The 18,459-nt window shown below is 71.5% G+C and carries 18 protein-coding genes; 12 read left to right on the forward strand and 6 right to left on the reverse strand.

Going from position 1 to position 18,459, the window contains the following annotated elements:
- Positions 1-33 precede the first annotated feature (33 nt).
- From fbaA to kynU, 5 genes are all read left to right on the forward strand, one after another.
- Positions 34-1,065, forward strand: a complete 1,032-nt coding sequence (fbaA, locus tag OG736_RS23850; RefSeq protein WP_020129190.1) for a class II fructose-bisphosphate aldolase — start codon at positions 34-36, stop codon at positions 1,063-1,065.
- Between the two features lie 105 nt (positions 1,066-1,170).
- The gene (locus OG736_RS23855; protein WP_327184248.1) at positions 1,171-2,712 is read left to right on the forward strand and encodes an MFS transporter; all 1,542 of its coding nucleotides are present in this window, start codon (positions 1,171-1,173) and stop codon (positions 2,710-2,712) included.
- Between the two features lie 80 nt (positions 2,713-2,792).
- Positions 2,793-3,206, forward strand: a complete 414-nt coding sequence (locus tag OG736_RS23860) for a DUF3151 domain-containing protein (protein ID WP_020129192.1) — start codon at positions 2,793-2,795, stop codon at positions 3,204-3,206.
- A gap of 160 nt (positions 3,207-3,366) precedes the next feature.
- Positions 3,367-4,212, forward strand: a complete 846-nt coding sequence (locus OG736_RS23865) for a tryptophan 2,3-dioxygenase family protein (protein ID WP_327184249.1) — start codon at positions 3,367-3,369, stop codon at positions 4,210-4,212.
- Positions 4,205-5,407, forward strand: a complete 1,203-nt coding sequence (gene kynU / locus OG736_RS23870; protein ID WP_327184250.1) for a kynureninase — start codon at positions 4,205-4,207, stop codon at positions 5,405-5,407. Before OG736_RS23865 ends, kynU begins: the two co-directional genes overlap by 8 nt.
- Positions 5,408-5,907: 500 nt before the next feature.
- Here kynU and OG736_RS23875 read toward each other — a convergent pair whose 3' ends face one another.
- From OG736_RS23875 to OG736_RS47310, 6 genes are all read right to left on the reverse strand, one after another.
- Positions 5,908-6,741, reverse strand: coding sequence for a helix-turn-helix domain-containing protein (locus OG736_RS23875; protein ID WP_327184251.1), 834 nt, complete (start codon positions 6,739-6,741; stop codon positions 5,908-5,910).
- Positions 6,742-7,203: 462 nt separating this feature from the next.
- On the reverse strand, positions 7,204-7,389 hold the full coding sequence (locus OG736_RS23880) for a hypothetical protein (protein WP_327184252.1): 186 nt from the start codon (positions 7,387-7,389) through the stop codon (positions 7,204-7,206).
- Between the two features lie 355 nt (positions 7,390-7,744).
- Positions 7,745-8,221 carry a hypothetical protein gene (locus OG736_RS23885; RefSeq protein WP_327184253.1) on the reverse strand — a complete coding sequence of 159 codons (477 nt, stop codon included), beginning with the start codon at positions 8,219-8,221 and terminating at the stop codon, positions 7,745-7,747.
- A 429-nt stretch (positions 8,222-8,650) separates the two neighbouring features.
- On the reverse strand, positions 8,651-9,343 hold the full coding sequence (locus OG736_RS23890; RefSeq protein WP_327184254.1) for a hypothetical protein: 693 nt from the start codon (positions 9,341-9,343) through the stop codon (positions 8,651-8,653).
- A complete protein-coding gene (locus OG736_RS23895; protein ID WP_327184255.1) occupies positions 9,340-9,585 on the reverse strand; it encodes a hypothetical protein in 246 nt (81 codons plus the stop codon). The genes OG736_RS23890 and OG736_RS23895 overlap by 4 nt, the downstream gene beginning before the upstream one ends.
- Positions 9,586-9,752: 167 nt before the next feature.
- The gene (locus OG736_RS47310; protein ID WP_442817187.1) at positions 9,753-10,313 is read right to left on the reverse strand and encodes a magnesium chelatase domain-containing protein; all 561 of its coding nucleotides are present in this window, start codon (positions 10,311-10,313) and stop codon (positions 9,753-9,755) included.
- A gap of 279 nt (positions 10,314-10,592) precedes the next feature.
- Between OG736_RS47310 and OG736_RS23900 the strand changes: the two genes are divergently transcribed.
- From OG736_RS23900 to OG736_RS23930, 7 genes are all read left to right on the forward strand, one after another.
- Positions 10,593-11,477 (forward strand): alpha/beta hydrolase, encoded by an 885-nt coding sequence (locus OG736_RS23900; RefSeq protein ID WP_327184256.1) that lies wholly within the window; start codon positions 10,593-10,595, stop codon positions 11,475-11,477.
- 202 nt (positions 11,478-11,679) lie between these two features.
- Entirely contained in the window at positions 11,680-12,690 is a 1,011-nt protein-coding gene (locus OG736_RS23905; protein WP_327184257.1) for an alpha/beta hydrolase, read from the forward strand.
- Between the two features lie 85 nt (positions 12,691-12,775).
- Entirely contained in the window at positions 12,776-13,954 is a 1,179-nt protein-coding gene (locus tag OG736_RS23910; protein WP_327187696.1) for an acyltransferase family protein, read from the forward strand.
- 10 nt (positions 13,955-13,964) lie between these two features.
- Entirely contained in the window at positions 13,965-15,515 is a 1,551-nt protein-coding gene (locus OG736_RS23915) for a sensor histidine kinase (protein WP_327184258.1), read from the forward strand.
- Complete coding sequence (locus OG736_RS23920; protein WP_327184259.1) at positions 15,512-16,189, forward strand: response regulator; 678 nt, start codon at positions 15,512-15,514, stop codon at positions 16,187-16,189. Before OG736_RS23915 ends, OG736_RS23920 begins: the two co-directional genes overlap by 4 nt.
- Before the next feature lie 101 nt (positions 16,190-16,290).
- Positions 16,291-17,652: a sensor histidine kinase gene (locus OG736_RS23925; protein ID WP_327184260.1), complete on the forward strand. Its 1,362-nt coding sequence runs from the start codon at positions 16,291-16,293 to the stop codon at positions 17,650-17,652.
- Positions 17,649-18,314 (forward strand): response regulator, encoded by a 666-nt coding sequence (locus OG736_RS23930; protein WP_327184261.1) that lies wholly within the window; start codon positions 17,649-17,651, stop codon positions 18,312-18,314. The genes OG736_RS23925 and OG736_RS23930 overlap by 4 nt, the downstream gene beginning before the upstream one ends.
- Positions 18,315-18,459 lie beyond the last annotated feature (145 nt).

Genomic DNA, 18,459 nt, shown 5'->3' on the forward strand with positions numbered 1-18,459 from the left:
ATCGCCAACCCGCAGATACCAAGGAGCGGACAGATGCCCATCGCAACCCCCGAGGTCTACAACGAGATGCTCGACCGGGCGAAGGCAGGCAAGTTCGCCTACCCGGCCATCAACGTGACCTCGAGCCAGACCCTGCACGCGGCACTGCGCGGCTTCGCGGAGGCGGAGAGCGACGGCATCGTCCAGATCACGACGGGTGGCGCCGAGTTCGCGGGCGGCCAGTACAGCAAGGACATGGTGACGGGCGCGCTGGCCCTCGCCGAGTTCGCGCACATCGTCGCCGAGAAGTACCCGGTCACCATCGCGCTGCACACGGACCACTGCCCGAAGGACAAGCTCGACGGGTTCGTCCGTCCGCTGCTCGCGATCTCCGAGGAGCGCGTGAAGGCCGGCCGCAACCCGCTCTTCCAGTCCCACATGTGGGACGGCTCGGCCGAGACCCTCGCCGACAACCTCACCGTCGCGCAGGAACTGCTCGCCCGCACCGCCGCCGCGAAGATCATCCTCGAGGTGGAGATCACCCCGACGGGCGGCGAGGAGGACGGCGTCTCGCACGAGATCAACGACTCGCTGTACACGACGGTCGACGACGCGGTGCGCACCGTCGAGGCGCTGGGTCTGGGCGACAAGGGCCGCTACCTGCTGGCCGCGTCCTTCGGCAACGTCCACGGCGTGTACAAGCCGGGCAACGTCGTGCTCCGCCCCGACCTGCTCAAGGAGCTGAACGAGGGCATCGCCGCGAAGTACGGCAAGCCGGCCGGCTCCCAGCCGTTCGACTTCGTCTTCCACGGCGGCTCCGGCTCCAGCCCGGAGGAGATCGCGACCGCGCTGGAGAACGGCGTCGTCAAGATGAACATCGACACGGACACGCAGTACGCCTTCACGCGTCCCGTCGCCGACCACATGTTCCGCAACTACGACGGCGTCCTGAAGGTCGACGGCGAGGTCGGCTCCAAGAAGACCTACGACCCGCGGACCTGGGGCAAGCTGGCCGAGGCGGGCATGGCCGCGCGGGTCCTGGAGGCCACGCAGCACCTGCGTTCGGCGGGCCAGAAGATCAAGTAGTCCCGGAAGGCACCTCCGGACTCCTGGAGGTGCTCCGGAGGTACCACGGGTACGGGTGAGCCCGGCGTCTGTCTACGGCGCCGGGCTCGCTGTATACCTGGGGGCATGCCTGACGTCCGGTTGGCCTCACCGCAGGGCAAGTGGATCCTGCTCACCACCGTGCTCGGATCCAGCATGGCCCTGCTGGACTCGACGGTCGTCAACGTCGCGCTCCCGCGCATCGGACGCGACCTGGACGCCGACCTGGCGGCCCTCCAGTGGACCGTCAACGCGTATCTCCTGACGCTGGCCGGGCTGATCCTGCTCGGCGGCTCCCTGGGCGACCACTACGGGCGGCGCAAGGTGTTCGTGGTCGGGGTGGTGTGGTTCGCCGTCGCCTCGCTGCTGTGCGGCATCGCCCCGAACGCGGGCGTGCTGGTCGCCGCCCGGGCGTTGCAGGGGGTCGGCGGCGCGCTCCTCACGCCGGGTTCCCTCGCGCTCATCCAGGCCTCCTTCCACCCCGAGGACCGGGGGCGGGCGGTGGGCCTGTGGTCCGGGTTCGGAGGCATGGGGGCGGCCGTGGGGCCGTTCCTGGGCGGCTGGCTGGTGGACGGTCCGGGCTGGCGGTGGGTGTTCCTGCTGAACGTGCCGCTGGCGGTGGTGTGCGTGCCGGTGGCGCTGCGGCACGTACCGGAGTCGGACGGGCGGCCCGTCCGCTCCGGCGCGACCGGGAGTGCCGCGGGGAGCGCGGCCGAAGGCGTGACCGGGGGTGGGGCAGGGCGTCGGCACGGGCACTTCGACGTGCTGGGCGCCTTCCTGGGCGCGCTGGCGCTCGCCCTCGTCACCTACGCGCTGATCGAGGCCCGGAGCGGACCCGTAGGGGTCGTCACGGGGGCGGCGGTCGCGGGACTGGTCGCCGGGTTCGCCTTCGTGGCGGTGGAGCGCCGCCACCCGGACCCGATGCTGCCGCTCGACATCTTCGCGTCCCGCCAGTTCACGGCCGTCAACCTGGTCACCCTGTGCGTGTACGCGGCCTTCGGCGGGTTCTTCTTCCTGTCCGCGGTCCAGCTCCAGGTCGTGGTCGGCTGGTCCGCCCTCGGGGCCGGTACGGCGCTGTTGCCGACGACGGTGCTGATGCTGCTGCTGTCCGCCCGCTCCGGCGAACTGGCCGAGCACATCGGGCCGCGGATCCCGCTCACCGTCGGCCCGCTGCTGTGCGCCGCCGGGATGCTCCTGATGCTGCGTGTCGGGCCCGGCGCGTCCTACGCCGCCGACGTCCTGCCCGCCGTACTGGTGCTGGGCTTCGGCATGGTCGCGCTGGTCGCCCCGCTCACCGCGACCGTGCTGGCGTCCGTGGACGTCTCACGGGCCGGGGTGGCCAGCGGCGTCAACAACGCGGCGGCCCGCGCGGCCGGTCTCGTCGCGGTGGCCGCGCTGCCCCTGCTGACCGGGATGAGCTCGGAGGCGTACCGCTCGGCCACCGCCTTCGACGACGCGTTCCGGCGGGCCATGGTGCTGTGCGCGGGGGTGCTGGTGGTGGGCGCGGCGGTCGCCTTCACGACGGTGCGCCGCCCGGCCCCGGACTGCCGCAGGCCGGAGTGCAGGACGCACGGGAGCGTGCTGGCGCCGCCTCTCGAGGGGGAGCGGACGAAGGGACGGCTGTCCTAGCCGGGTCCCGGGCGCGACGGCTGTCCGGGTTTCCCCGGCGGGCCGGGGCCGAGGGCCCGCGGATGGCGCAGACTGGACGCATGTCCATTCACGAAAACCTCCTCGGGGGACCGCCCCCGACCCACCTCCCCGACGACCCCGAGCCGCGCGAGCTCCTCGCGAACGGCACGGCGCCCGCCGACGTCGCCGCGAAGTACCCGACGTCCTCGCTGGCCTGGGCCCAGCTCGCCGACGACGCGTTCGAGCGGGGCAGCGTGGTGGAGTCGTACGCGTACGCCCGTACGGGGTACCACCGCGGCCTGGACAGCCTGCGCCGCAACGGCTGGAAGGGCCACGGCCCGGTGCCGTGGGAGCACGAGCCGAACCGCGGCTTCCTGCGTGCCCTGCACGGCCTCGCCCGCGCCGCGCAGGCGATCGGCGAGCAGGCGGAGTGGGAGCGCTGCTCGCAGTTCCTGAAGGACTCCTCGCCGACCGCGGCCCAGACCCTGGGATAGCCCTTCACCTGCGTGTTCTTCCCGGGCCCGCCTGGTGTGACCAGGCGGGCCTTGCGTTTTCGGGAGAGCATTGCGCAGTATGTGCCGGTGGGGACCGGGGCCCCCGTGTCGGTAACGGCAGGGGCGGACCGCTACCCGGAGTACACAACAGGAGACAGCGATGTCCCAGCAGGCTCAGCCCCAAGAGGCTTCGGAGCCCGAGACCCCGCATCTCGACTTCGCCGGCACGACGCCGTACGAGGACTACGTCAAGGCGGACGTGCTCACCCACCTCCAGCACACCCTCTCCGACGATCCCGGAGAGATGGTCTTCCTGGTCACCACCCAGGTCATGGAGCTGTGGTTCACGGTCATCGTGCACGAGTGGGAGACCGCCGCGCAGGCGCTCCGCCAGGACCGGGTGCCGGTGGCGATCGACGCGCTGAAGCGGTCCGTCCGCGAGCTGGACGCGCTGAACGCGTCCTGGCGGCCGCTCGGGCAGCTGACCCCGGCGCAGTTCAACTCGTACCGCTCCGCGCTCGGCGAGGGCTCCGGCTTCCAGTCGGCGATGTACCGCCGCATGGAGTTCCTGCTCGGTGAGAAGTCCGCGTCCATGCTGGTCCCGCACCGCGGCGCGCCCCGCGTCCACGCGGAGCTGGAGAAGGCGCTGCACGAGCCGAGCCTGTACGACGAGGTGCTGCGGCTGCTGGCCCGGCGCGGTCACGCGATCCCGGCGGCCGTCCTGAAGCGTGACATCTCGCGCCGGTACGAGCCCTCGACGGAGGTCGAGGCGGTCTGGACGGCCGTGTACGCGGGCGACGAGGGTGACGAGATCGCGCGCCTCGGCGAGGCCCTGACGGACGTCGCCGAGCTGGTGTGGCGCTGGCGCAACGACCACCTCGTCGCCACCCGCCGCGCGATGGGCGCGAAGGCCGGCACGGGCGGCTCGGCCGGCGTGGCCTGGCTGGAGAAGCGCGCGCAGAAGAACGTGTTCCCCGAGCTGTGGACGGCCAGGTCCCATGTCTGAGCGCCCCGGCTTCGAGCAGCTCGCCTCCAGGGCGAAGGAGTTGGACGGCGGCGACGAACTGGCGGGCAAGCGCGCCCAGTTCCTCCTCGACGACGGCGTCTACCTCGACGGCAACTCGCTGGGCGCGCTGCCGCGCTCCGTCCCCGGGCACGTGGAGGACGTCGTACGCCGCCAGTGGGGCGCGCTGAAGATCCGCTCCTGGGACGAGAGCGGCTGGTGGACGGCGCCCGAGCGGATCGGCGACCTGATCGCCCCGCTGGTGGGCGCGGCGGCCGGCCAGATCGTGGTCGGCGACTCGACGAGTGTCAACGTCTTCAAGGCACTCGTGGGAGCGGTACGCCTGGTGGACGGCGCCCGGGACGAGATCCTCGTCGACGCGACGACCTTCCCCACGGACGGCTACATCGCCGAGTCCGCGGCCCGTCTCACCGGCCGCACCCTGCGTGCGGTGACACCGGGCGAGGTGCCGGCGGCGCTGTCGGAGCGCACCGCCGCCGTGCTGCTCAACCATGTCGACTACCGCACCGGGCGGCTGCACGACCTCCCCTCGCTCACCGCCGCCGTGCACGCGGTCGGCGCGATCGCCGTCTGGGACCTGTGCCACAGCGCGGGCGCCCTGCCCGTCGGTCTCGACGAGCACGGCGTCGACCTCGCGGTCGGCTGCACCTACAAGTACCTGAACGGTGGACCGGGTTCACCTGCGTACCTGTACGTCCGCCGTGGTCTCCAGGACCGGTTCGACTCACCGCTGCCCGGTTGGAACTCGCACGCCGAGCCCTTCGGTATGCGGGAGACGTACGAGCCGGCGGCAGGTGCCCCGCGCGGGCGGGTCGGCACCCCGGACATCCTGTCGATGCTGGCCCTGGAGGCGGCGCTCGAGGTCTGGGACGGCGTCTCGGTCGAGGCGGTGCGGGCGAAGTCGTTGGCCCTGACGGACTTCTTCCTGGAATGCGTCGCCGCGTACGTCCCCGAGGGGCGGGTCGAGTCGCTGACTCCGGTCCGTCACGAGGAGCGCGGCAGCCAGGTGGCGCTGCGCTGCGAGGACGCAGGCGAGGTCATGGAACGGCTGATCGGGCGCGGAGTCGTCGGTGACTTCCGCCGCCCGGACGTCCTGCGTTTCGGCTTCACCCCGCTGTACGTCGGGTTCGCGGACGTGGAGCGGGCGGCGCGGGTGCTGGCGGAGGAACTGCGCTGACCCGGGCGGGGCCTTCGGTGGCCCGCCCGCGGACAGACCCGGGTGGCGGGTCCGGTGGCTGACCCGGGCGGGGTCCGGCGGGCTCGGCCTCGACGGGGGCCGGCTCGGTCGTCTGTGGTCGCGGCCTGCTAGGGGTCGTTGCCGCGCATAGTGGCGGCGAGGGCCTGTTTTGGCGGCGGCCTGCTGCGCGGCTGCGATCTGCTCTGCCCTCTCGGCGCGGATGTTCTCGACACCGGTGGCCAGCTCGCGGAGTCGGACGAGGTCGTCGGTGGTGACGGTGCTGCTGCGCGACATCGCGTCGAAAGTGGTGATCGCACCGTCGAGGAGGGCGTCCAGCTCTTCGTCGTTGAGGGCGATGATGTCCTCGGGAAGCGAGAACTCTTCCAGGGGGCCGAGTCTCCAAAGGATCGATCTTGGAGACCCGGCCCAAAACCACGGTCGTCTGTGGAGATAGCAGCTCGCTGGCTTGGTGAGCGGACTGATCGTTGCCCCCCAGCCGACTACTCGTGCGACGTATGTGTCCCATCGAGAGAAGCACGGTCGTGGACGGTCAGTGACCGCAACGCGTTGAAGACTGACTCTGTGGCCGCAGGCTCGGCGACGGGGTCCACCAGGCCGCGCAGCATTTTGCTCACGGTGGAGTACGGCAGTTGGGCGTCCTTTGAGATCGTTCGGATTGTTGGATTTCCTGCGCGGTATCGCAGTGCGGCCCATTCCGTCGCCGCGTTCGCGATGTCCTCTGCTTCCTCGGACGCTGCCTGCCTCGCCAGCTGCGCTCGACGGTCTGCCTTGTCTCTCTCGCGCAGGTGCGGAAGGTCGGGGGCCCCGTGGTGTCCCGAGCGCACGTACTCCTCAAGGGTCCCCTCGTCGAGGATCTTGATGTATCTGGGGTGGTCAAGGTCCGCCAACCGGCGGACCAGGATGCGAACCATCTCATTGCGAGACGGCAAAGGCCCGAGGCCTGAATTCTCCCCGGATGTAGGCCAGTCGTCGTAGTCGGGGTAGTCGTCGCGCGGCGGCCTCAGCTGGCCGAGCTCCTCGATCAGTTCGAGCCGAGCGCGTTCACGTTCGTCCTCGACCCTGCTGCGGAACTTGACCCACTCTGCCTCGTCGCCGCCCCAAGCGCGCACCAGCGCTGCAAGCACGGGAAGGGAGGGCATGCGTGACCCGCGCATGGCGTGGTGCAGCGTGGCCCGCGGGATACCGGTCTTGGCGGCAATGACTTGCACGGACGGTGCATCAAAGCCAGCTTCATCCTGTAACTGCCGTAAAGCCAACGCGAATCGGGCGAGTGGACCGTCTTCCGGATTGAGCGGGGTGGCGCGGCGAGGCATAGTCCCCTTAATTGATGTCGCCTGTTGAGTTCACGATGTGACTCATTGTCTCGACCCCCTTACGGGGCTTCAAGGAAGTCGTGAAACTGGCTACGTCAACTCGTCGGCCACCAGGCGCCTTAGCCGGCAAGCATCTGGATGCCTGGTGGCCGGACCGCCGCTCTTGCGGCAGATAGGACGGCAAGTAGTGCTGACGCCCTCAACCCATGATGGCCCCCGCCACCCCCTCCACCGCAAGCCTCGTCTCAAGCTCATCCTTGTCGGCGCGCTCGTGATCGTCTTGGCCTCGGTACTCCCCGCAGATCAGGTAAGTGCCGTCGCTCAGGCGGTCGGCGCTGCCTCAGCCTCCACGGTAGTGCTGCGCGGCACCCGGGAGAAAGGGCTGATGCTCGGCTGAGTTCTGGAACGCAGCGAGGCCCTCCAGCTGCGGCCGGGGGGCCTTGTTACGTTGCAGGCGCGGTTTCACCGCGCGCCCTTCTCGCCTGTCCCCCGCGAGGGGACTTCGCGGATGATGCTCCCGGCGTAACGCTTGCCGACGGTCTCGGCGGTTGCCCTACTGCCCGAGGAGGACACCACCTTCTCCTTGCCGTCGGTGGTGACGACGCCCTCGTACCGGGCCTGGGCCCCTCGCTTGCAGGCACATGGCATGTCAGATCACTCCGCTCCGTACGGCGGCGGGCGCGCTGCGGGGCGACGAGGGCGGCCATGAACTCGGTTTCGGCACGGCGTTCGTTCTGGCGCCGGGTCACGGCGTCGGCGATCAGGTCGATGAGGGGCCCGCTGTCGAGGGCCTCCACGTCCACGGCTGGGGTGGGCGCGACACCTGTTCCCGCCGTCCGGATGCACTGTCCGTACACGGTGTCCATGGCGGGCAGGAAGCCCGCCGCGGAGGCCGCGAGCGCCAGGTTCGATCGCTCCGCCACGGTGGACAGCGCCGCCAGGAGCGGCAGGAATGACCGGGCACCGGCACGGTCAGCACGGCGCGGAGCTGGCCGCCGTTGCCCTACCGCAGGTGATACGACTGTTGGTAGGCGGCGAACACCGCGCGGTCCCCCTCACTCAGCCATGGTGCTGCCGCGCCGCTGAACGAGAGGCCGCCGTCGTTCATGCCGACGGTGACGGTCGCGCCGACCGTCCTGGTGTCGTCGAACTGGCAGGAGGCTGTCTCGCACTCGGCGCCGTCGCGGTGGTGACCGACGTCCATCGTCATCACACCGGCCTTGATGAACGAGCCGTCGTCGAGCGCGAACCGGGCGCGGAGGAAGTGCGTCAGGTCGAGCGTGCCGAGGGACTCGATCGTCAGCTTCTTCCCGGGGTAGCCCGCGTGGGGCTCACCGGCTTGGGCGACCCAGCCGTACACGCGGCTGTCTTTGTAGTGGACGCCGCCGCTGCCGGGCGGGAGTTCTTCAGCGGTCGGCTCGGCGAACCGGGCAGCGGGCATCGGGTCGGCGGCCTGCATGGCCGTCCACGCGGACGCCAACAGCTTCTTCTCACCTGCCAGGTAAGCCGCGTCGGCGTGCGCGGTCTCGTCGTCGGCTTCGTCGTCGGCCCACGGGGGAAGCGAGTCGTCTTCGTACGTTCTTCCCGAGCGAGGCGATGGCCTTCTCGACGGTGAAGTCGCCGCAGCAGACGTCGGTGACGTCGGTTCAGAGGGATACGTGCTCGTGGACGATGCTGCACATGTCGGATGGGATCGAGCCGTGGAAGTGGAACACGGGGCGACTCCGGATCGGTGGGCGATCAAGACGGGCGCAGATGGTGGCTGAACAGTCCTTTCGGGCAATCCGTCGCGTTCTTGGTGGTCGCACGCCTGAGGCCCCCGCCCCGGGTGGGGGCGAGGGCCTCGGACGGTGAACCGCCAGACTTCACGGATCACACCTTCTGTACAATTTCGGGCATTTTATCAGTATCAGCGGTATTTGTCCCCCATCCAACGGCTCACACGTCCGTTCCTCCCGAAGTGGTGACGCAGGAACTCCTCGACGATCCGCTGGAAGGACAACATCAACGGCACCCTGAGGGCGAGGTCCACGTTGATGATCCACCAGAGCCACCCCGGCGGGGCGTGGTTGGCGGCCTTGTTCACGCCGATGCTCGCGGCGATGATCGCCAGCAGCGCGATCACCACGGGCAGCAGCACGATGGCCACGCGCAGCACGGTCCTGGCCATCCCCGGCAGGACGGATGTGCCGGGCCTGATGACGGCGGCCAACCCCGGGAGGTGCTTGCGTCCAGGAGGTGGCATGTTGTACGGCTTGCCGCCCTGTTCCACCCAGGCGGCGAGCCAGGTCGCATACCAAGTCTCCCGGAGGGGGAAGTTCTCCGGCTCGGCGATCTTGTCGCGGTGGACGTACAACTCGGCGGCCATGCCTTCGACGTTCTCCCAGATGGGCACCTTCGCAGCCCGCATCGCTCGCGACACCGTCGAGACGCTGGTGGGCACCGCCACCGCGATGTCGGCGAGCCTGAGCATGGTCGGGGGCGGGCAGTTCTTCTGGAGCATCTCGCCGAGCCGGCGAGCGCACGGCAGACGGCTCTCGTTGATGGGGAGGCGCTTGCGCCCCTGCGGGGGGCGGGACGGGGTCTCCTGGGTCGTACTCACAGCTTTCCCATCAGGTGGAAGATCGACAGGGCGGCGAGGACGGCGACGACCTGGAGCACGAACACCACGGCGGGCTTCGTCAGGTCGAGAGCGATCCGGGGAAGCGCGAGGCGCGGGACTCGCCGGGCCCGCTTCATCCGCTCCAGGAAGACAGCGGCGAGCAGCGCGAAGACCATCGCGACGAACAACTCCCAGAGCAGCTCAAGGCCGTGCGGTACGACTTCGAACAGTTGATCAAACATTGCTCTCCGTGCTCGCACCGGGCTGCCGGGTATCCAATCGCCGTATGACGTGCATTGGGATAGCCGAAGGTGCGAGACTGCGCTTGTGTTGGTGGGGGCGCGCCCGAGTGCGTCCGCGTCGAAACAGTCGGCTCAGGCGCCCCCTGCTGATCAGCTGAAGTCACCGGCTACTCAGCTTCTGTGACGCTACCAACTCGGCAGCTCCAAAAGCCTCTTCGGGAACCGATCTCGGATTCCGTGCAAATAAGGCCCCACCTTCGAGGGTGGGGCCTTTGCTGTCCCAACTGCACGTCAGGGTCGGTTGGGTCACCCTTGCTGGCTGGCATCGTGGTCGCCGCAGTGGAGGAGACGATCACCCGCTTGTAGCCGCAGAGGTCGGCGAAGCGGACACCGGCGAGGGTCTGGTCGGTGACGCGGCCGCGGCCGTCGAGACCAAGTTCGCCCAGCAGGACGGTCCGCCTGAGGGCGGCCGGGTCGACGTGGTCGGCTGCCGCGAGGATCGCGCACGCGATGGCCGGGTCGGCGACCGAGCTGGGCTCATCGGCCCCGAGGAGGTCGACAGTCAGCTCGCCCTGCGGCCAGTCGTATCCCGTGTTGAGGATCGCAGCGCGCCCGCGGTCGCGGAGGGCGAACGAGGGGCGGTCGGCCTCGGCCAGGTTGGCTCGGCTGGTAGCCGGGGACGTCGACGGAGGCGGTGATCTCCGGGCGCGGACGCGGGACAGGTCCAGGGCGCGCGGTCCTTGACCACCGCGGCGGCGGTGACGGTCTCCTTGGTGGGCTGAACCGGCCGGGTCTTCCGGGCGTACCTAGGGATACGCCCAGAGGGTTTCCCGGCGGGCGGGCCTGCCGGGGCGGCGGCACAGCAGAACCGTTTACCTGGACCGGTTGCCTCTCACCGAGCGTGACATCCGCGTGTCCGCGCACGTCACGGGCCTGATACCGTCCCGGCCAACGGCCGAATTCTCACCTGGTCCGCCAAATCCGTTTCGCCGCTGAGAGGTTGGAGCATGCCGGACGACGTTGTCGCAGCCCGGGCCGCCGCCGAGGAGGCGTCGGCCTTCGCGCATCCGCCCGTCGAGCCCGACGTCACCACGGCGTACGGCGATCACCCCGACCAGGTGATCGACTTCTACGTTCCGCGAGCGCAGGCCGGCCCGGGCGGGTCCGTCCCACTCGTCGTCGTGCTGCACGGCGGAGCCTGGCGGGCGCCGTACGACCGGCGGCACATCACGCCCTTCGCGGACTTCCTGGCCCAGCGCGGCTTCGCCGTGGCCAACGTGGAGTACCGGCGGGGCGCCGAGAACCCCGCCCCGGGGGGGACATCCCCGGTCGCGGGCCGCTGGCCGGACACCTTCGACGACGTCGCCGCGGCCCTCGATGCCCTCCCCGCCCTTGTCCGGGAGGCCGTGCCGCAGGCCGACGCCCGCCGTACGGTGCTCACCGGTCACTCGGCGGGCGGCCACCTCGCCCTGTGGGCGGCGGCCCGGCATGTGCTGCCCGCCGACGCGCCCTGGCGCACCGGGGATTCGGCCTGGCTGCGGGGCGTCGTCGCGCTGGCCCCGATCGCCGACTTTGCGGTCGCCGAGAAGCTGGACGTGTGCGGCGGAGCCGCCCACCAACTCCTGGGCGGGGAAGGCCAGTTCGATGAGCGGCGGCCGTACGCCGACCCCGCGCTGCTGTTGCCGACGGGTGTCGCGACGACCCTCGTCCAGGGCCGCACCGACCTGGTCGTCCCGCAGGCGGTCGCCGAGGCGTACGCGGACGCGGCGGCGAAGGCGGGGGAGGTGGTGGGGCTGACCCTCCTGGAGGACGTCGGCCACTTCCCGTTGATCGACCCGGCGGCGGACGCGTGTGCGGTGGTGGCGGAGGAGATCGCGCAGCTGGCGTGGTAGCCGTGACCCCGGTCCGGCGGAGGGTCCGGCGGAGGGTCCGGCGGGGCGGTCCGGCGGGGTGAAGTCCCCTAGGTCGTACCCGTAGTACCTGAGAGCTACGTCGAAGAAGAGCTCCTCAGCGGGACGCGAACGACGAGCGCCGATCCGTAACTTCCAAGCCAGAAAGGCCCGATGGCCGGGCGCTGTGGCGGGGGAGGGCGGGATGGCGGAGCTTCGTTTTCGCGGGCGGTGGCGCCGTGCGAGGGAAACGCGTGGAGGGCGGCACTGGTTCCGCGCCCTGTTGGCCGGCCTCATCACCGCCGCCGTGGTCGTCCCCCTCACAGCGGCGGCGGCCCGGCCGCGGATCCCGGCCCCGGCCCCCGCCGCCCTCGCCCCGCTGACGGCGGCGACGCTGGAGAGGGCGTACGCCGCCAACCGGGCCAACGCCACCCTGGCGTCCGGGATGGCCGCCGACCACGGGGACCGTCACCGCGCCGCCGCCGAAAGGGAGTTGGCCGCTCCGTCCCGCAACCTGCTCTCCTTCGACGGCCGGGGTTCCGGCCGGGCGGTCGAGGTGTTCGGGGACCTCGCCCACGCCGACCGTGTCGCCGTCCTCGTGCCGGGCTCCGACACCTCGCTGGACACCTTCGGACGCTTCCGCGCGGGAGCGGCCGCACTGCACCACCGGCTCACCGGGCAGACCGGCGCCGGCCTCCGCACGGCGGTGGTGGCCTGGCTCGGCTACACCACCCCCGGCACGATCAGCGCCACCGTGATCACCCCCGACCGCGCCGAGGAAGCGGCCCCGGACCTGCGGGAGTTCCTGCGCGAGCTGCGCGCCGTCACCGCACCGGGTTCCCGGTTCACCCTCCTGTGCCACTCGTACGGCACGGTGGTGTGCGGCCGCGCCGCCCCGCACCTGGACGTGACGGATCTCGTCCTCCTCGGCAGCCCGGGCACGGGCGCGGCGTCGGCGGCCGACCTGCGCACCCGCGCGCGGATCTGGGCGGCCCGGGGCGCCGACGACTGGGTGGCCGACGTCCCGCACGTCAGCGCCGACCTGTTCGGCACGACGGTCGGCTTCGGCACCGATCCCCTGTCCCCGTCGTTCGGCGCACGTGTCTTCGCGGCGGGCTCCGGCGGCCACAGCGACTACTTCAGGCCGGGTTCGCCCTCCCTCGCCAACATCGCCCGGATCGTCCTCGGCGAGACCTCGGAGGTCACCGGTGCGTGAGACCCAGGAGCGTGAGTCACCGGTGTGTGAGGCACCGGAGCATGAGACCCAGGAGCCTGGTGCGCAGGGGCGGGCGCTGTTCGGGATCCGACGGGCCGCCGTCCGGATCGACGCCGCCACGCCGCCGCAGCGCGACCGGGCCGTGGACGCCCTGCGGGCACTGGCGATCCTCGGTGTCGTCCTCGGCCACTGGCTGGTGACGGCGCTCGTCGCCGACGGCGCAACCCTGCGGGCCGCGAGCCCGCTGGGGCCCATGCCCTGGCTGGCCCCGGTGTCGTGGATGTTCCAGACCCTCGCGGTGTTCTTCATGGTGGGCGGCCATGTGGCGACCCGGAGCCTCGCCTCGGCCCGCGCGCGGGGTGGGACCTACGGCGCATGGCTCAGAAGCCGGCTGGCGCGGCTGTTCGTCCCGGTCGCCGCCTTGCTGGCCGTGTGGACGGTCGCCGCGGTCGGCCTCCTGCTCGGCGGCGCGTCCTTCGTCACCGTGCACACCGTGGTCAAGCTGGCGCTGTCCCCCCTCTGGTTCCTGCTGGTCTTCGCCGTGCTGACGGCCGCGACCCCGCTGCTGGTCCGGCTCAACCCGCTGTGGCCGCTGGCCGTCGTCCTCCATGTGGACCTGGTGCGCTTCGGCCTGGGCGGCCCGGCGTGGCTGGGCTGGGTGAACGTGGTGGCGGGCTGGCTGGTGCCGTACACCGTGGGCGCGGCCTGGACCCGCGGTGAGCTGGAGCGCCCCCGCGCGGGTCGGCTGCTCCTGGTCGGCGGAGCGGTGGCGACGGCACTGCTCGTCGGCTGGGCCGGATACCCGGCGTCGATGGTGGGTGTGCCGGGCGCGGCGGTGTCCAACCTCAACCCGCCGACGCTGGCCGCCGTCACCTTCGGTCTCGCCCAGTGCGGACTGGCGCTGCTACTGCGTGACCGGCTGCGCCGGGCCGTGCGCGGGCCGCTGGCCTGGGCGGCGGTCGCGCTGGTCAACCTCTCGGCGATGACGGTGTTCCTCTGGCACCAGACGGCCATGATGGCGACCACCGCGACGGGCCTGTTCGCGGGCCGCCTGCCCGGCCTGCACACGGTTCCCGACGGGCTGGAGTGGGTGGCGGCCCGGCTGCTGTGGCTGCCGGTCTTCGCCCTGGTGCTGGGGGTGTGCCGGGCGGCGTTCCACGGTTGTGAACGCGGGCCACGCCGTCCCGGCGGCCGCAGGTCCCGGGTGATCCGCGTCCACCACCGCTCCGGCCGGACGGAGTCGAAGGCGGCCCCCAGTGCCTAGGGTTGAGCCCGTGAACGGCGAGGAGACCTCCGTTGAGGGCGGCAGCCCACCCGACCGCGCGGCCCTCGTACCCACCGGCCGTGCGGCCCGCCGTGGCGCCGGCCGCGACACCCCCGGCGCGGCCCGCCCGACCGGCGGCGCACCGCGTCTGCGGGGACTGCGCCTTCGAGCACTGCGCATACTGCGGATCCCGGCGTACGTGGTGGTGTGCTGGATCGCCCTCGGTATCGCGCTGGCCGGCACGGACCAGATGGGCCGCTACGGCCTGGGCACGGAACTGGCGGTCCTGACCGGCTTCGCACAGGGCGCGGGCGTGGTGCTCGCCCTGTGGCGGCCGGTCCCGGCGTGGACGCTGTCCCTGGCCGGCACCGTCGTCGCTGCGGTGGCCGCGCGGCCGACCCTGGTGGGGCACCCGCTGCCCGGACCCGACTGGCCCTGGAGCGTTGCGGAGATCCTCGCTCACGCCTTCGTGCTCCTGCTCCTGGCGCTGCGCGCACGCCTTCGGGTGGCACTCGCGGCGCTGACCGCCACCGCCGTGACGACCTGGGTGGTCCAGGGTCTGATCGGCGGGGCGACCTACACCTCGACGGGGGTCACCGCGGTCGCGATCTGCGGGGTTGTCGTGCTCGTCGGCACCGCGTTTCGCGGTCTCGGCGAGGCCCGTACCCAGCTCGTCGAACAGGAGACGATCACCGCTGAGGAACGCGGCCGCCGCACCCTGCTGGAGGAGCGCAACCGGATCGCGCGCGAACTGCACGACGTGGTCGCCCACCACATGTCGGTGATCTCCATCCAGGCCCAGGTCGCCCCGCACCTGGTGGAGAACCCGTCCGAGGAACTGAAGGAGAACCTCGCCGGCATCCGGCAGAACGCCCTGGAGGCGCTCGCCGAACTGCGCCGGGTGCTCGGGGTGCTGCGCTCGGAGAACCCGGAGGACCCCTACGGACTCGGCGCGGCGGGCACCGGAGCCGCCCCGGACACCCCGCAGCCCACGCTCGACCGCCTCGACGCCCTCATGGAGAACACCCGCGCCGCGGGGCTGGACGTGGTCGCCACCGTCGAGGGCGAGGCCCCGGTGTATCCGCCGGGCGTGCAGCTGTCGGCGTACCGGATAGTCCAGGAGGCGCTCAGCAACGCCCTGCGGCACGCGCCGGGTTCCCAGGTGCGGGTGGAGGTCACCCACGATGGCCATGGCCTGTACCTGGAGGTCGTCAACTCCCGCCCGCGCGAACCCGTACCGTCCTCCCCGGGGGCGGGGCACGGTCTGCTCGGGATGCGCGAGCGGGCGATGATGCTGGGCGGCCATGTCAGCGCCCGTCCGACCCTGCACGGCGGTTTCGCGGTGTCGGCGTTCCTCCCGCGGGACGGCGCGGCGACGCCCGGCGACGGCTCGGACGCTCTCCCCGCCTCCCGCTCCGGAGCGGACTCCGCGGATCCCGCCACCCCCGAGGGCCTCGAACTCGTCTTCCCGGACGACAGGGACGGCATGAACGGCATGAACGGCATGGACGCTGTGCACGACGCGGGCGCCCCGCCCCCGACAGGAGAAGGAACCTCATGACGACCGGCGGCACCATCCGCGTACTGATCGCCGACGACCAGGAGATGGTCCGGCAGGGCTTCACCGTGCTGCTCAACGCCCACCCGGGCATCGAGGTGGTCGGGCAGGCGGTGCACGGCCTGGACGCCGTCGCCAAGGTCGACGAACTCGCCCCGGACGTCGTCCTGATGGACATTCGCATGCCCGAGCTCGGCGGCATCGAGGCCACGCAGCGCATCACCGTCGCGCATCCGCACATCAAGGTGCTGGTCCTCACCACCTTCGACCTCGACGAGTACGTGTACGACGCGCTGCGGGCCGGGGCGTCCGGCTTCCTGCTGAAGGACGCCTCCGCGGACCGGCTCGCCGAGGCGGTCCGGGTGGTGGCGGCCGGCGACGCCCTGCTCGCGCCCGTCATCACCCGCAAGCTGATCGCCGAGTTCTCCCGTCTCGACGGCAGGCCCAGAGCCCCGCTGAAGGAGCGGGTCGGCGATCTCACCGAGCGCGAGACGGAGGTGCTCACCCTGATCGCGCAGGGCCTGTCCAACGCGGAGATCGCCGACCACCTCTTCGTGGCCGAGCAGACCGTGAAGACGCACGTGGGCCGCATCCTGGTGAAACTGGGGCTGCGGGACCGCACCCAGGCGGCGGTGTTCGCGTACGAGTCGGGGCTGGTGAGACCGTCGGGGTACTGAGCGATGGCTCCGCGTCGGACCCGTAGTACTTGAGAGGGATCCGCACGAACCCCTCTCACTGGTGACGACCGGGACCCCCTCCTCCGCCTACCGTTCTCAACGTGACAGAGACGACGCAGACGCACACCACGCGCCCGGACGACCCGGACGACTCCTACGAGGCCTACCGGCCGCGCAGTCCGGAGTTCCGGGCGGCCGTGGACACCCTGCGCGGCCTGCGGGAGGACCTCTTCCACGACGCCTTCGCCTACCGCCCGCTGCCCCGCAAGGAGCCCGCCGGACGTGTCCTGGGCCGCCTGAAGGGCCGCAGGCGGGAGTACGCGGCCTGGTCCCGGCACGCGGTGGTCGGGGCGGCCGGCGTCCTGGCGATGTTGATCGCCTGGGCGGACTCGGAGGGCAGCGGCGTCGGTCTGCCGACCGGGCTGCTGGCCCTGGCCCCGGTGCTGCTGACGCTGGTGCGGCCGGTCGGGGCGTTCTGGCTGTCGCTCGCGGGGACCACCGTCGTCGCGGTCATCGGCACCACGTACACCGAGTGGCCCTGGCTGCCGGGCAGCTTCGCCGCCCATCTGATCGTGCTGACGGTCGTGGCGATACGCACTCGCCCGCGCACGGCGGCGTGGATGTGGATGGTGACGGCGGCCTACGGCTTCGTCGCCGAGACCGTCTTCAGCTGGGGCCACTACTTCACGAACGTCGCGCCCATGCTGGTCTTCTCGGCGATCCTCCTCCTCGCCGTCACCGTCTGGCACATCCGCCGGCAGGCCGAGGAGAAGGTCACGGCCCAGCAGACGGTGACCGCGCACGAGCGCTCCCGCCGCACCCTGCTGGAGGAGCGCACCACGATCGCCCGCGAGCTGCACGACGTGGTCGCCCACCACATGTCGGTGGTCGCCATCCAGGCCGAGGCCGCCCCCTACCGGGTGGAGAACCCGCCGCCGGAGCTGGAGAAGGCCTTCGCCACCATCCGGGAGAACGCGGTGGCGGCTCTCACGGAGCTGCGCCGGGTTCTGGGCGTGGTCCGCGCCGAGGACTACGAGGTCCCCGACGCCCCGCAGCCCACGCTCGCCGAACTGGACGGGCTGCTCGCCAACGTGCGGGAGACGGGCCTGGAGGTGGAGAAGACGGTCACCGGCGCGGTGCGCGAGCTGCCGCAGGGCGTGGAGCTGTCGGCGTACCGGATAGTCCAGGAGGCGCTGAGCAACACGCTGCGCCATGCCCCCGGGGCGGGCGCCCGCGTGGAGATCGGCTATGTACTGGGCGGCCTGGGACTGCGGATAGTCAACGGCGCACCGCCGAACCCGTCCCTGGTCAAGCCCTCACCCGGGGCCGGCCACGGGATCACCGGAATGCGGGAGAGAGTCGGCATGCTGAACGGCGAGATGACGGCGGAGCCGACCCCGACGGGCGGCTACGAGGTGACGGTGTTCCTGCCGGTGCCCGCCGCGAGCGAGAGTGGAACATGACGATCCGAGTACTGATCGCCGACGACCAGATGATGGTGCGCGAGGGCTTCTCGGTCCTGCTGAACGCGATGCCGGACATCGAGGTCGTGGGCGAGGCGGTCAACGGCCGGGAGGCGATCGACCGCGTCCGCGAGCTCGCGCCCGACGTGGTCCTGATGGACATCCGCATGCCGGAGCTGAACGGCATCGAGGCGACGCGGGAGATCGTCGCGGCGGACGGCTCGGCGAAGGTCCTGGTACTGACGACCTTCGACCTGGACGAGTACGTCTACCAGGCGCTGCGCGCGGGTGCCTCGGGCTTCCTGCTGAAGGACGCGTCGGCCCGCCAACTGGCCGACGGGGTGCGGGTGGTGGCGGCCGGCGAGGCGCTCCTGGCCCCGTCCGTCACCCGGCGCCTGATCACGGAGTTCTCCAAGCTGTCCGACACCCCGCGACTGTCGGCGACGGCGCAGGCGGCCTACGGCGACCTGACCGAACGCGAGACGGAGGTACTGGTCCTCATCGCCCAGGGCCTGTCGAACCTGGAGATAGCCGGCCGGCTGGTGGTCGCGGAGTCGACCATCAAGACCCACGTGAGCAGGATCCTGGTCAAGCTGGGCCTGAGAGACCGCACCCAGGCGGCGGTCTTCGCCTACGAGGCCCGACTGGTGACCCCGGGCTAGGACGCACACCGGGTCGTCGTCCGCCGGTGCTTGGGTTGTTCGCGGGCTTGCGTCGACGCGCTGCCCGAACCGGCCGAGCGGCACGTCGCCACGCCCCACCGGGGCGGCCCGACGGTCGTCCAGCCGTCCGCGCGTTGAGGGAGCA

Origin of the sequence: Streptomyces sp. NBC_01334, assembly GCF_035983595.1 — a bacterium.
Lineage (GTDB): Bacteria > Actinomycetota > Actinomycetes > Streptomycetales > Streptomycetaceae > Streptomyces > Streptomyces coriariae.